This window comes from Pantoea sp. SGAir0180, assembly GCF_043546245.1.
Map to the genome: position 1 here is coordinate 75,239 of NZ_CP028073.1, position 14,156 is coordinate 89,394.

Here is a 14,156-nt window from a genome sequence, read left to right on the forward strand (position 1 = left end):
TAGACTTTGAACAGCAACGCTGACCTCAGAGGTAAACGCAATGACGACTCCACTAAACAACAGTGCCATTTTACTGGCGGAACGCTGGCTGAAGCTGCTGTCCGACCTGGGGCGGGCACCCGCCACCCTGACCGCCTACCGCGCAGCCCTCTGTCATTATTTTGCGTTCTGCAGCCGGAACAGGATTGAACCTGAAAAGGTCAGGTTTGATGACATGGCTGCCTACATCCGTCCTCAGTTACCCGGTATGCCTTTCCCGGCCGCAAGCGCCACGCTCCAGCTGCGCCTGTCGGCTGTCCGTCTCTGGTACGACTTCCTGATGTATCTTGACCTGTGTAAGGTAAATCCGCTGCCCCGTTCCGGCACGCCGGGCATGCTGTGTTCCGCACGGGGCTGGTTCCCGTATCGTAAAGCTGCCGCGTATTCCTGACGATGCACAGTGGCAGCTTTTTCAGGCTCATGCCGCGGATTCTCCGCTTCGTGACCGGCTGATGCTGGCGTTAACCTACTGCGGTGCGCTGCGACGATCGGAAGTCACCGCGCTGAGTACTGATGACCTTGACTTTGCCCACCGCCTCATCCGCGTCCGGGCTGAAACCACCAAGAACCGTCATGAACGGATTGTCTGTTACAGTCCCGCCCTGACGCCGGTGCTGGCGGCTCATCTTTTACAGATGAAGCTGTCGGGGATGGTAAAAGGAGCCCTGTTCCGCTCTCAGTCCGATCGTAATCAGGGGGCACCGCTCTCTTACTGGAGCTGGAGCAAAACGGTACGGAAATGGGCGCTTGAGTCAGGGCTGCCCGACATTTCAACCCATACTTTCCGCCACCTGCGGTTGACGCATCTGGCCCGTGCGGGCTGGAAACTGCACGAACTTGCCACCTACGCAGGTCACCGTGATCCGCGCACCACTCAGATTTATATTCACCTTTCCGGCAGGGATCTTGCCGCCCGGATGGCAGGCGCGATTGAAACGGCAGATATCAGGATGGCGAACCTCATTTTCGGCACGGAGGAATAATATGGCAGCGTCTGAACAGCCTGAGAATGTGTGGCTTCCCTTCGACCTCTCCGCTTACAGGCTTGATGCTTTACTGACTGAGCCTGAAAAGGCCGCACTGGCCACCTCTCACAGCCGGGGCAGGCTGCTGCGGATGAAACCTGCTCCTGAGTTTATCAGGCCGCTGAAAGACATCGCAGCAGAAAGCGGATGCAGCCGCGAGGTTGCTGACCTGATAATACTGGACCTCCTGCGTGAGATGCACCTTTCGGGTATACCGTACTGGCGATGGCCGCAGGAACGCTGGCAGACATTCAGCCGGACGGACGGAAAAGGACGGCCGCTGATGGCCGCCTTTGCATGGCATTTCGCCGGACGGTATGATCCCCTCAGCCTGCCAGACATCAGAAAACCTGCCCTGTATACCTGTGCCATTTTTGGTCAGGCTATTTACTTCCGGGAGCTTCACCGCCTGACTGAAACCCTGAAATCGCTGGGCTATGCTGCGGGTAGTCAGGTCACGCATCTGTCGGGCATACTGGCCACGCTGATGGTCATGAACAGAGATCCCCGTCTTGAAACCTTTACGCCTGAACTGCTGTGGGAAGCCAGAACAACACAGATAGCGGGACATCCCGGTACATTGGCCGGATTTCACACGGCCTTGCTGCACTGGGCATCTTCAGCGCCCCGATGAGGATGCGTAATTATACCCGATGGTATGAAAAGCCCGTCGACGGGATCGATCCGGCCTGGGTCAGGTGGTGCCGGCGCTGGCGGGAAACGTCTGTGCTGAGGCCTCGCACCCGCGAAATGCAGTACAGCTTTATACTGCGCTGCGGCCTCTGGCTGGCAGAGGCCCATCCGGAGGTACGGGAGCCCGCAGACTGGACCATGGAAGTCTGTGCCAGCTATATCGCGGCGGTCGGCCGGATGAACGTGGATGAGCTGCAGCTGGGCACGGAAAGAGGTGTCCGGAAATCAGCGCGTTCTGGCGAGCCTATGATGCCTCACTCCCGTGCAAATTTTATTTACTCTCTCCGTCGCTTTATGAATGACTATGAGAACTGGGGATGGGGGCGTCTGCGTTTCAGTCCTGCCCGTCATCTCTCCACACCGGATAATTCTCTGTTCCGCCGCGGAGTCAATCCGAGGGTTATCGACGATCCGGTCTGGCTGAAGCTGGTATGGGCCAGCCTGAATCTGCGTCAGGAAGACCTGTTAACTGAAATACATTACCCGCTGGCCATGCTACAGGCGATGGCTGTAATCTGGACCCATGCGGGGCTCAGGAAGGGTGAACTGCTCAGGCTGACCACAGGATGTATCACACCGCAGGCTGAAGATATTGTGAAAGAGGACGGCAGCATCATCCCGGCCGGTACCCTGTGCTACCTGCATATTCCCGTCGGAAAAACCTCAAAAGCATTCACGAAACCGGTGGCGGCAGTAGTGAAGAAATATGTTGATGCCTGGCTGGAAAAACGGCCGTCAGAACAGGCCATGCTTGCTGACGAGCGGACCGGTGAGAAAGTCCGGTTTCTGTTTCAGTACCGGGGAAAACCTGCCGGCGGCGACGTCATCAACCGCACGCTGATACCGATGCTGTGTGCCAGATCCGGGGTTCCCGCTGAAGACAGCGGCGGAAAAATAACGAGTCACCGGGGACGCGCCTCAGCCTTGACCGCACTGGCCAGCGTACCGCAGGGCATGTCACTGTATGAACTGATGCAGTGGGCAGGCCATTCGACGCCCCAGTCCACCATGCATTATCTCCGTATCCGCCCGACGCAGCTGGCTGCCTCGTTTGTAAAAGCAGACAGAGTCACGCACATGATCAGCGTACTGATAGACCATGATCCGAAGCCGCCAGTCTGACCGGCCCTGCAACGTATTATGATTTAGGTGATTCATACTGCACAAATCCGTTCTGGAGCAGCTGCCCGCACCGGATGGCCTGCATCGGCTGCGATTTTAACCTGCTGAAGGACAGCGCGCGCGGGCTTATTCTGGAGAGTAAAGCATCCATCCGGCGTTACCTCGAAGAGGTCCCGCTCACTCCCGATGAGAAAGCCGTACTGGAGCAGGATGCTGAAAAGGTTGAGCAGGCTCTTACAAAATTGGGCCCACAATCCTGAGTGCTCAAATGCTTACAATGTCCGGTCTGAGGGTGTCAGTTCAGAGTCAGTACAGACGACCGAACGTCGTATTTGATATGAATCTGATTATAGCGGGCGTTATGACGTAACTGATGGAGCAGCAGATGAGAAAACAGAAGCGATGTATGGGGTATGTGGCTGTCGTGGTCGATGACTACGATCGTGCAATTGAGTATTACACTGATAAGCTGGGCTTTACCCTGATTGAGGACACGCCGCAGCCGGGTAAGCGCTGGGTCGTGGTGACGCCGGACCCTGACAGCGACTGTGCTATTCTTCTTGCCCGCGCGTCGAACGACCGGCAGGAAGGCTTTATCGGCAACCAGTGCGGCGGACGGGTTTTTCTGTTCCTGCAGACCGACGACTTCTGGCGCGACTACAATGCTATGAAGGCAAAAGGCGTCCACTTCTGTCAGGAGCCGCGCGAGGAAGAATACGGAATGGTTGTCGTGTTTGAGGACATCTATGGCAATCGCTGGGACCTTTACCAGAACAGGCAGACCTGAAACTCTGTCACGACAGTGTCCCGGATTTAGGGGAAGCCTTACAGGCGTAAACCCTGTCGGATCAGGCCCGCAGAGAGCGCTTCTGAACAATATACTGAACTGTCTGACCTCAGTGCAGCGGTCGCTGCACTGAGGTCTCCCCTGGATAGAGGCCGTACGGTCCGGGTTAACCACACAGCGTCATGATATAAAATCCGGCCGCCGTCATGGCCAGCGAACCCAGCACGTGTATCAGCACCGAGGCGGCTGCCCAGGCATAGCTGCCTGACTGCAGCAGGGCAAAAACCTCAGCTGAGAATGTGGAGAAGGTCGTCATTCCGCCACACAGCCCGGTGGTAATGAGCAGCCGCCAGGCCGGATCGAGGCCGGGATGGCGCAGAAAATACGCCAGCGCCGCCCCGATGATAAATCCACCCAGCAGGTTGACCAGCAGCGTCCCCGGCGGCAGGTCCGGAAAAAACGCGTTCAGGCGCGCGCCCAGCTGCCAGCGGATAACACACCCTAAAGCACCGCCGGTGATGACGGCAAAAAGCTGATTCACGTTCACTCCTTTTTTTTAATATTCAGAACATAACGGCACACGACCTGTGCGGCCGTATCCATTTCATATACAACCGGCACGCCGGTCGGTATGTGCAGCTGTGCCACGCTGTCGTGGGGCATGCCGTTCAGAAAGATGGTCAGGGCGCGCAGCGTGTTGCCGTGCGCCACAATCAGAACGGTACTTCCGCAGCGCAGCTGTGGCACCACAACGTGGTGCCAGTATGGCATGACGCGACGCAGGGTCATTTCCAGGCTTTCCGTTGCAGGCAGGTCGGCCAGCGCAACGCGGCGATAGCGCAGATCCCGACGCAGCTGCGCCGGAGCCTCCGCGTCTGCGGCGGAATGCCGCTGAAGCTTTTGCGCCATAGCCGGACGGTCTCTTCCCCCATCATCCGGGCAGCGTCGTCCTTGTTCAGCCCCTGCAGCGCACCGTAGTGGCGCTCGTTCAGTCGCCAGCTCTTTTCCACGGGCGTCCAGCTTCGGTCAAGACGGTCCAGCACCCGCCAGACCGTGTGAACGCAGCGTGTCATCACCGAGGTGAAGACACGGTCGGGCATAAGGCCCGCTGCCCGCAGCGCGTCACCGGCCGGTCGGCCTCCTGCCGCCCCCTGACCGTCAGCGGCACGTCCGTCCAGCCGGTAAAACGGTTTTCCCGGTTCCACTGGCTTTCGCCGTGCCGCAGGAGGATCAGCGTTGCAGGGGCCACAGGCATTCCTTCTTTGCCGGACGGGGACCGTCCGGCGGATGTGTTACGTGCGGCGCACAAACGCATGAAGCCCCGCGTAGTGCGCGTCCTCACCCAGCGCCTGCTCAATGCGCATCAGCTGGTTGTACTTTTCCACGCGTTCGCCGCGGCACGGCGCGCCGGTTTTCAGGTGTCCCGCGCGCAGGGCCACCGTCAGATCGGCAAGGAACGTGTCCGTGGTTTCCCGCTGCGGTGAGACATGAACGCACCCCAGCCGTGCCGCTGGCAGAGAGCCACGGCGTCCAGCGTTTCGCTGAGCGAGCCTATCTGATTGAGCTTGATCAGCGCGGCGCTGGCGAGGTTTTCGTCAATGCCGCGCTGGATGTACTTCACGTTGGTTACAAACAGGTCGTCACCAACCAGCTCGGCCCTGCCCGCAAGCTGCTGGTGCAGATGCTTCCAGCCGCCCAGTCGTCCTCGGCCAGGCCGTCTTCCAGCAGGATGACCGGAAACTGGTCCATCAGCTCGCCGTAGTATGCCGTCATTTCCGCCGCGCTCAGCGCGCTGCCCTCGGTGCGCAGATGATACTGACCGTCAGCGAAAAACTCACTTGAGGCAGGGTCCATGCAGATGCTGATGTCCTCTCCGGCCTGTATCCCGCCTTCTCAATCGCCTGTACGATAAACGCCAGCGGGTCACGGTTCGACGACACGGCGGGCGCAAAACCGCCTTCGTCGCCCACTGCCGCTGAGAGTTTTTTTGTCCAGCAGGATCTGGCGCAGCGCCTGGTAGACCTCGCTGCCCTGACGCACGGCCTCGCGCAGCGTGGGTGCCCCGTGTGGCGCTATCATGAACTCCTGGAAGTCCGCGCCCTGACCGCGGGCGTGCACGCCGCCGTTGATGATGTTCATGCACGGCACGGGCAGCAGATTCGCCTGCAGGCCCCCCAGGTAGCGCCACAGCGGCTCGTGCGAGGCCTGTGCCGCCAGCCGGGCCACCGCCAGCGATACGCCCAGAATGGCATTGGCACCCAGGCGACTCTTGTTCTCCGTGCCGTCCAGCATCAGCATGATGTTGTCCAGCTGCCGCTGCTCGCGCACGTCCAGGCCGCGCACGGCTTCGCAGATTTCCGTATTAACCGCCCTGACGGCATCCAGCACGCCTTTGCCGCCAAAACGTTGTGCGTCACCGTCGCGGCGCTCTGCGGCCTCGCGCGACCCGGTGCTGGCCCCGGAAGGCACCGAGGCGCGTGCCATCATCCCGTCCGGGTCCGGGCCTCAACTTCAACGGTGGGGTTGCCGCGAGAGTCAAGAATTTCCCGGGCGGTCACGTTATCCAGTGTAAAGTGCATAGCGTTTCTCCCGGTTTAGTCATTCAGGTGAGTAATAAGCACATCCACCGTGAGGTGGTTGATGTATTCCGCCGAGCGGGACGTCAGCATTCCATAAAGCGGTTGCGGTGCCCGGCAAGCACGAGGTCACGCCCAGCTCATTGATGCACTTCTCCACGTCCTCAAAGCGGCGCATGGTCACCAGCTCCCGCGTGTCTACCGCCTCAGGCACGGAGGCCGCCAGCTCGCTCATAAACGCTTTGGCTTTCAGCACCTCTTCCGACACGACGTCGTCCATCAGGCTGTCGGACACGTAGTTCATTTCCCGGTAGTCGTCGCTGATGTGGGCCAGGGTGATTTTCATGCCGAGCGGCTGCGCCAGCGCGACCGCCCGTTTCAGCAGGAGGGTGCCGTCGTCTTTGTCGTTCACAAGTATCAGTGCGTGGGTGTAGCAGGTCATAATGAACTCCCGTTCTGGTTAAGGCGGGACTCAAGCCACGGCAGAAGCTGTTTTTTGCGGCTGAGCATGCCCGGTACGGAGCAGGAGGCCGCGTTAACGCTCTCCCGCCCGGCGAAGTAAAGCGTTGAAAACCCGGCGCGAATGTCGGTCAACATCAGCACCGTCAGCCCGGCACCCGACTGGTCCGCCAGATACGCCAGGGCAGCGAGCAGGTCGTCCATCACGGGGGCAACCTGTGTCGGTGAGCTGACCTCAATCTGGGCAATGCGCACGTCGGTGCCGGCAATGACGAAGGCCTTGAGGTCCCTGCCCAGCAGCTGCTGGGCGCTGAGGCCGCTGACGTCCGTTTTGGCGGTGAGGAGGTCACGGGCGAAGGCTCTGCGGTTTACGCCGGACAGCACGCCCAGTTCGGTCGCCGAACGGATATCGTCTTCGGTGGTGGTCGGCGAGCGAAGATTCACGGTGTCACTCAGGAGTGCACCCAGCAGAAGCACGGCGAGCGTCGGGGGCAGCGTGCGGCGCGCTTCAGCGTCCATCAGCAGCCAGAGCAGCGTGGCGCTGCTGCCAACCGGCGGATATGCACCTCCGGCGGCAGTTGCGTTATCAGCCCGCCCAGCCGGTGGTGGTCAGTGATGCCCACGACGTTGCTCCGGAGCAGGTCGTCAGGCCCCTGCGCCGGCTCGGTGAAATCGACCAGCCACACCCGTTCATCCTGCAGCGAATAGCGAGCAGCGCGGCAGCGTAAGACCGGCGGTGTCAAAGATAAAGCGGGTTTCCCGGTTAGCCTCGCCGAGACGCCATGCGCGGGCGTCCATGCCGCGCCCGGTCAGCCAGTGAGCGGTGACGACCGCCGTGCAGATGGCGTCGCTGTCAGGATTGATGTGGCCAAAAACGTGTATCAAGGGTCTCTCCCCGTAAAGGAAGTACGCAGGCCGGGAGGAAAGTAAGGACGGCCTGACGCACCTCCTGAAAATCAAGAGTCACATCAGGCGTCATCAGCTCCGGAACGGAGCGGTTGGAAAGGTGGAACGCCATCACCCTGTACTCTGAGTATAGAGCCAGACGGAAAGCCTGTCAGTATTATTCTGCTGGCACCCTCAGCCCGCCAGCGCAGCGCGTGCTTCGCGGAGCACCCGGCGGATGTTTTCCGGCACCGCCGGCTTGTGCAAAGTGAAAGCGGACTGGGGTGAGCATCTTCAGCACCGTGACGCCGGGGCACTGATGACTGACCGTCCGCGGGCCTGAGCCGCTACGGCACCGGCCAGCACCACACGCGCAGCGCGGGCAGATACGCCAGCACGTCCTCAAGCCAGGCGCAGCCGCTGCGGATGTCCGCCGCTGAGGGCCGTTTCTGCGGCCCGTCGCTGACCCAGGGCACCGTATTCCACAGCACGCTGTCCCGGCGCGCAATACCGGCTTCCGCCAGAAACCGCCCAGGTTCTGCTGGGCCGGCCCCGGGTTATCCCGCGACACAAACCGGGTGACGGGCTGCTGCGCGCCGGCGACTGCAGCAGGACGAGCAGTCCGGCCCCGGTCCCGCCGTCGGCCGGATCAAACCACGGCAGCTCCACGCCGTGCTGACGCAGCCCGCTGACCCAGCGATTCAGCGCGGCCACGTGCGGCGCGGTGACTGCCGCGAGGCGTTCCTCGCGTAAAAACGGGTCCAGCAGCGACGTGCAGGTTTCACTCACGGCTTCCGGTCCAGGCCTGCCAGACAGGGGGAAACAAACAGTTTCCCGCTCCATGCCCCGCGCACCGTCTTCACCGCGACCAGCAGCCACATGGCGGCCAGCATGACGACAAGAAGCGCACCGAAGCCTTTAAAGAACGCCAGGTCAACGAGGGTGGACAGCTTCAGCGTGGCGACCGTGTACACGCCCAGCGGGAAGGTAAAGCCCCACCATCCCAGATTGAACGGAATGCCTTCACGGAAGTATCGCACGGTTATCAGCGTGGCCAGCAGCATCCACCACAGGCCGCAGCCCCAGAAGAGAATGCCGGCAACGAACCCCACGCCCTGCGCGATATGACCGATTTCCGGCATGCCCGCCGCGGCAAACACCCGGGCGCATCTCGCCGATGACCAGCATCCCCAGCGAGCCGGTACCAATCGGCCCCAGTGCCAGCCAGCTTGAGGCCGCCATGCTTTCGTGTGGTAGCTTGTGCAGCGCCATACGCAGCAGCAGGATGGCGAGGATGCTCAGCGCCACCGGCACGAGTACGCCCACAGCACGTAGCTGGTAATAATGATGCCGAGCTGCGCGTGGGGGTCGGCAATGTGCGGTGCCAGCAGGCCGCCACTGACTGCCGCAACCTCGGCGGCCACGACCGGCAGTAACCAGACGGCGGTCATCTGGTCAATGCTGTGCTGCTGCCGGGTAAACATCATGTAGGGAATACACACGCCACACAGCAGCGACATCGCCACGTCCAGCCACCACAGGCGTGCGCTACGGGAATGACGTCAGCCCCCACCGGGGGAGGCCAAACGCCAGCAGCCCGTTGATGATGGTGGCCATGCCCATCGGGATGGTGCCGAAGAACATGGACACCGTTGAATGGCCAAAGATGCGCTTTGCCTCACCGAAGTACATCACCCAGCGGGCCAGATACATCACGGCAAAGACGCTGAACAGGAAGATGTTAAACATCCAGAGTCCCTCGGCGACGAGGCGTAATCCCGGAACCGGCCAGGGGAACTGCGCCAGAGACAGAGACAGGATACCGGTCCCATGGTCGCGGCGAACCAGTTAGGCGTGAACTGACGTATAGCCTCTTTCGGGCTGCTCAGCGCGCTCAGCGGGCGCGCTCCGTTATGCAGGGTAAATATTTTATCGTTCATGCCGTAATCTCCTGAGTAGACAGAAAGAGTATAGGCACGTCGGGTTAAATCTTTAAAACAGGTTATTCAGTTAAAATAAACCAGTAAAAGTGGTTAGACTCCCCCCATTCCGGGAAGGACCGTCACACCGCCGGAGTGAAGGAAGGACTGAATCAGGCCTGCGGCGGGCTTTTAATCGTGGCCGTGACGCGGTTCTGTTTCAGGTCAACGACCGCAATGCTGAGGTCTCTATTCAGCACCCACGCGCGGGCACCGTCTTTGCTGAAGACGATAGCCTGACGGGGCGCATCCAGTCCGGTAACGGTGGAGACCACCTTACCGGCGGCGGTATCAATAACGGAGAGGCTGTTGTCGCCCAGGTTGCCGCTGTAAACATAGCGGTTATCCGGCGTCAGGGCGGCACCGTAAGGGTCCTGCCCCACGGGAATGGTTGCCGTAATAACGCGCTTCTGCGTGTCGACCACGGCGATGGTGTTGCTGCCGCTGTTAGCCGCGTAAAGCGTGCGGCCGTTGGCGCTGACAGAAATGGCGCGCAGCTTGCTGAAGCCGGTTATCTCACCCCGGATGTCGCCCGTTGCGGCGTCAACCAGGGTAATTTTATCGCCCTTAAAGTTAGTGACGTAGACAGTTTTGCCGTCCGGGCTGATTTTTATGCCCTGACGGGGCTGGGCAAAACCCGTCACGACCGCAACGGGCCGGTTGTGTGTCAGGTCATACACCGAGAGCGTGCTGGCGGCCTCGTTATTCACATACAGGCGCTGACCGTCACGGCTGATAGCTGTGCCGAATGCCCCGGGCCCCAGCGGCAGCGTGGTCTCCACGTCAAGCGTCCCGGTGCTGATTTTTCTGACCACGCCGAGGCTGCTGTCTGAAAGATATACGGCCTTCCCGTCGGGGGAGAAAAGCGCATTGCGGGGCGTGACGTATCCCTTCAGCACCTTTCTGACTTTCCCGGCAGCCAGGTCGTAGACCACCACGTCAGAGCGCTCACTGTAGGACGCCACCGCCGTTTTCTCATCGGGACTTACAGCAAGGGAATTGTTGTGGATATCGCCGTCAAACGTCCAGCGTTCCTCTGCGGCACCGGCGAGGGTGCTGATAAGAAGAAGCGCCACCGCGGTCAGTCCCGGGATCCTGTATTTTTTTATCATCATTTTTCCTGCATTGGGTGGGTAAGGGATAAGACTCATTGCCCGATTGAGGGCTTCAGAGTAAGCGTGGCAGATTAAATCCTGGTGGGGAAATCGATTTTCCGACTATGTCTTACCACCCTCAACCTTCCTCCCTGTCAGTAAGCATACTGAAGTAGTTCAGGGCTGAATAATTCCTGTTGAGGGGATCATCTTCAGAGGAACAGCAGCTGAATTTTTTGCTTAAATTGTATTCCATATAAATCATTCGCTGTCGCAGCGAATCATGGCATCGCTTGAGGAAATGACGCCCAGAGTCGAGCAGTATTCCATTGATGAAATGTTCCTCGATCTGACCGGCATTGATGGCTGCGAAGACTTTGAGCACTTTGGCCACCGGCTGCGTGCCCACGTTCTGGCCAGAACAGGACTGACGATTGGCGCAGGCATCGGCCCGACCAAAACGCTGGCCAAATCAGCGCAGTGGCCTCGAAAGAGTGGCCACAGTTCAGAGGCGTACTGGCGCTGACACCCGGAAACCCGAAGCGGACCGAGGCGCTGCTCATGCGCCAGCCGGTCGAGGAAATCTGGGGGGTAGGCCGGCGCATCGGCAAAAAGCTGAACCTGCTCGGCATCACTAATGCGCTCGAGCTGGCGCGCACGCACCCGCCTTCATCCGGAAGAACTTTTCGGTGGTGCTGGAAAGGACGGTGCGGGAGCTGAACGGCGAGGCGTGCATTCCCCTGGAGGAGATGCCGCCGGCAAAGCAGCAGATTGTCTGCAGCCGCAGTTTCGGCTCACGCATTACACAAAAGTGGCCATGCAGCAGGCACTCTGCAGTACGCCACGCGCGCCGCTGAGAAGCTGCGGGCGAACGTCAGTACTGCGGCATATCAGCGTGTTTGTCCGGACCTCGCCGCATGCGGTCGGCGAGACGTTTTACGGCAACACGGCCGGGGAAAAACTCACCCTGCCCACTCAGGACACGCGCGATATTATCGGCGTGGCCATGCGCGCGCTGGACCGCATCTGGCTGGATGGCCACCGGTACATGAAGGCCGGCGTCATGCTCGATGACTTCACGCCCCACGGCGTCAGCCAGCTGAATCTGTTTGACGACAACCGGCCGCGGGCGAACAGCGCGCAGCTGATGCAGGTGCTGGACGGCATCAACCAGTCAGGTCTGGGGCGGGTATGGTTTGCGGGTCAGGGAATTGATACTGAGTGGAAGATGAAGCGGGACATGCTGTCACCGGCGTGGACCACGCGCTGGAGCGATATACCGGTCGCTAAAGTTATTTGATGAATACTGCAACTGCGGGTATCAGAAACACCGGGTTCAGTACAGATAATACTCCTCCCGCTATTGCCAGCGTCAGGAAAACAAACCGCAGTTTTCATCGCTCGGGGAAAGCGATAAACAGGTCAGCGCGCCTGCAACCGCGATGGTCAGGATTATAGGAAAGGCATTCATCATCGTCAGAAATGAAGGTAACGGTAATTCAGCGATTAGTTCTATTACCGATTTCACAGTCATATCATTATGCCATCCTGAACCAGCGCCCTGAGCGGTTTTCAGTGCGAACTGTCATTCGGAGTGTACCGGCGGACCCGTATTTCAATATAACTCATCAATAAACACAATCCTGTCGCCAGTGGGAAAGATAAAATTCAGGGTTTCTGCCTGTTTTTCTTCCACGTTTCGCTGGCCAGAAAAGCAGAGCGTGTCCCGACGACCGCCCACAGCAACTGCAGAACCACAGAAACGATGACGCCGGGATGTTCCCATAACAGCAGCGGAACGATAAACAGCATACTGACAAGGAAACCCCATTCCCCTGCACTTTTTCTGTCATTGCCGGTTAGCTTTCTGAACCCAACAAATCCCACAATCAAAAAAAATAATCTTTTCATCATGGCCTCACAGATTTAAGAATCTTAGCTAACCCATTATGGCTGATGTATGGGCAATCATTTGATTTAAAGAGAGACGATTTTTATTCGTTTTTTTCAAGCCAATCATCTACCAAATGATTAATAACATCAGTTAGTGAAGTTCCTTTTCTTGCACAAGCAGCTTTGAACCTCAGGTGTTTTTCTTCATCGAAGTTGACGTTCACACGTTTGACTTTTCCAGACACAACAGGTGGTGCAACTATCTGCTTGAGATCCCTGTTCTCACGAACGTCATTTTTTTATTACTGCTATGAGCCTTTTCAAGTGCCATTTGACTCTCCACGGTATGCGTTAAATTAAACTTGAGTACTTGAGTACTTGAGTACTTGAGTACTTGAGTACTTGAGTACTTGAGTACCTGAGTACCTGAGTACCTGAGTACCTGAGTACCTGAGTACCTGAGTACCTGAGTACCTGAGTACCTGAGTCTTTATGAGCATTATACTACAACTTACTTCATTGTGTGTTTACTCATTTACTCATTTACTGAATAGAACTAACTATCTCTTTAGTAAGGATTTCCACTTCACCTTTTGCTGCGCCATCATTGGATTCAAAAACACTGTCTCCATCCAGAATGGATTTTACATACACCTGACGCTGGGTGATTGCAGTGCGAAAACACTTAACCCGGTGTCCTTAATACTTTCTTTAAGCACATTCAGCATGGTTGCCTGCTCAATCTTTCGCGTGATGAGAAAACGAGCTTCTACTTTGCGACTGTACGCCTGCGCTTCAAGAACCGTTACAACACTACCGGCAGCTGAGAAATCTAAAGGGCTTGGAGTAACAGGGATAATGACAAGGTCGCTCACCATTACTGCAGCAGAAGTGATTACGGACAACGAACCGGCCCATCGACTATGACGTAATCATATTCAGAAAGGTCTTTCCGAATGCCGTAGACATCTTTTTCAGATGCAGCAGTGAATACATCGAATGATGCTTTGTCAGATTTACTCCAGTTTGTCAGGCTCATCTGAGGGTCTGTGTCTACGACAGCAATGTTGTAGCCACTTCTTGCCATCGCCGTACTCACGTTTATAACAGCTGTCGTCTTACCAGACCCACCTTTAGGATTCAAAAAAGAAATTACCTTCATGTAGAATACCCTGTGTATAAACTCAAATGCAATTATGAGTAAATGAGTATACACCCATAAAATGAACTAAGATAGTGGTTTAACACAAATACTCTAAAGCACATATGAGTATTTACTCATTTATAAATTATTGAAAATTCGATAAGAGCATGTGCGATGAATACTCATATAAGTGCTTACTCATATGAAAATTTACTCACATGAGCATTACATATCATGAGTTTAATAACTCGAAAATCGCACTGTAAAAAGATATACTTATGAGTAAATACTCATAACATCATTTACTCATAGCCATGCAGTAGACTGGTTTTCCATGTTTTAGCTCACTGAAATCAACGTGGTAATTTTGGATCGGTGCAACGAGATGATTAGGCAGTTCTTAAGCTTCTAAAAATATTGACGATAGTCACATAACCTCACTGCAATAACTGGAGTATGA

At 57.3% G+C, this 14,156-nt stretch carries 5 protein-coding genes, 11 pseudogenes and 1 riboswitch; of the genes and pseudogenes, 4 read left to right on the forward strand and 12 right to left on the reverse strand.

From position 1 onward, the window contains the following. The first annotated feature begins 40 nt into the window (after positions 1 to 40). The 3 genes and pseudogenes from C1N58_RS22400 (at position 41) to C1N58_RS22410 (ending at position 3,666) form a co-directional block, all read left to right on the forward strand. A pseudogene (locus C1N58_RS22400) lies at positions 41 to 1,022 on the forward strand (tyrosine-type recombinase/integrase). Between the two features lies 1 nt (position 1,023). Further along, positions 1,024 to 3,139 (forward strand): annotated as a pseudogene (locus C1N58_RS22405) (tyrosine-type recombinase/integrase). A 125-nt stretch (positions 3,140 to 3,264) separates the two neighbouring features. Continuing rightward, on the forward strand, positions 3,265 to 3,666 hold the full coding sequence (locus C1N58_RS22410; RefSeq protein WP_014606795.1) for a VOC family protein: 402 nt from the start codon (positions 3,265 to 3,267) through the stop codon (positions 3,664 to 3,666). A gap of 166 nt (positions 3,667 to 3,832) precedes the next feature. Here C1N58_RS22410 and crcB read toward each other — a convergent pair whose 3' ends face one another. The 9 genes and pseudogenes from crcB to C1N58_RS22455 form a co-directional block, all read right to left on the reverse strand. Then, complete coding sequence (gene crcB / locus C1N58_RS22415; RefSeq protein WP_199562916.1) at positions 3,833 to 4,207, reverse strand: fluoride efflux transporter CrcB; 375 nt, start codon at positions 4,205 to 4,207, stop codon at positions 3,833 to 3,835. A 2-nt stretch (positions 4,208 to 4,209) separates the two neighbouring features. After that, positions 4,210 to 4,915, reverse strand: a pseudogene (locus C1N58_RS22420) (2,3-diphosphoglycerate-dependent phosphoglycerate mutase). Positions 4,916 to 4,958: 43 nt separating this feature from the next. Then, a pseudogene (locus C1N58_RS22425) lies at positions 4,959 to 5,520 on the reverse strand (hypothetical protein). Next, positions 5,451 to 6,153 (reverse strand): annotated as a pseudogene (locus C1N58_RS22430) (hypothetical protein). Before C1N58_RS22430 ends, C1N58_RS22425 begins: the two co-directional pseudogenes overlap by 70 nt. 107 nt (positions 6,154 to 6,260) lie before the next feature. After that, a pseudogene (locus C1N58_RS22435) lies at positions 6,261 to 6,684 on the reverse strand (universal stress protein). Then, positions 6,681 to 7,586: pseudogene (locus C1N58_RS22440) on the reverse strand (DHHA2 domain-containing protein). The pseudogenes C1N58_RS22435 and C1N58_RS22440 overlap by 4 nt, the downstream one beginning before the upstream one ends. A 77-nt stretch (positions 7,587 to 7,663) precedes the next feature. Further along, positions 7,664 to 7,732, reverse strand: a riboswitch (Fluoride riboswitch). Positions 7,733 to 7,988: 256 nt separating this feature from the next. Further along, the gene (locus C1N58_RS22445; protein WP_394565080.1) at positions 7,989 to 8,465 is read right to left on the reverse strand and encodes a hypothetical protein; all 477 of its coding nucleotides are present in this window, start codon (positions 8,463 to 8,465) and stop codon (positions 7,989 to 7,991) included. Then, a pseudogene (locus C1N58_RS22450) lies at positions 8,372 to 9,526 on the reverse strand (TDT family transporter). The gene C1N58_RS22445 and the pseudogene C1N58_RS22450 overlap by 94 nt, the downstream one beginning before the upstream one ends. Positions 9,527 to 9,678: 152 nt before the next feature. Further along, positions 9,679 to 10,677, reverse strand: a complete 999-nt coding sequence (locus C1N58_RS22455) for a YncE family protein (RefSeq protein WP_110145753.1) — start codon at positions 10,675 to 10,677, stop codon at positions 9,679 to 9,681. A gap of 244 nt (positions 10,678 to 10,921) precedes the next feature. Between C1N58_RS22455 and umuC the strand changes: the two are divergent. After that, positions 10,922 to 11,959 (forward strand): annotated as a pseudogene (gene umuC / locus C1N58_RS22460) (translesion error-prone DNA polymerase V subunit UmuC); the annotation flags it as partial. A gap of 368 nt (positions 11,960 to 12,327) precedes the next feature. Here umuC and C1N58_RS22465 read toward each other — a convergent pair. From C1N58_RS22465 to C1N58_RS22475, 3 genes and pseudogenes are all read right to left on the reverse strand, one after another. Further along, complete coding sequence (locus C1N58_RS22465; RefSeq protein ID WP_394565011.1) at positions 12,328 to 12,573, reverse strand: hypothetical protein; 246 nt, start codon at positions 12,571 to 12,573, stop codon at positions 12,328 to 12,330. A gap of 80 nt (positions 12,574 to 12,653) precedes the next feature. After that, positions 12,654 to 12,883 (reverse strand): annotated as a pseudogene (locus tag C1N58_RS22470) (plasmid partition protein ParG). Between the two features lie 212 nt (positions 12,884 to 13,095). Then, positions 13,096 to 13,714, reverse strand: a pseudogene (locus C1N58_RS22475) (AAA family ATPase). Positions 13,715 to 14,156 lie beyond the last annotated feature (442 nt).

What these genes read in the sequence shown, in the direction of transcription:
- C1N58_RS22410 (WP_014606795.1), top strand. Translation starts at nt 3,265, where the DNA reads ATGAGAAAACAGAAGCGATGTATGGGGTATGTGGCTGTCGTGGTCGAT.
- C1N58_RS22455 (WP_110145753.1), bottom strand. Translation starts at nt 10,677, where the DNA reads ATGATAAAAAAATACAGGATCCCGGGACTGACCGCGGTGGCGCTTCTT.
- C1N58_RS22465 (WP_394565011.1), bottom strand. Translation starts at nt 12,573, where the DNA reads ATGATGAAAAGATTATTTTTTTTGATTGTGGGATTTGTTGGGTTCAGA.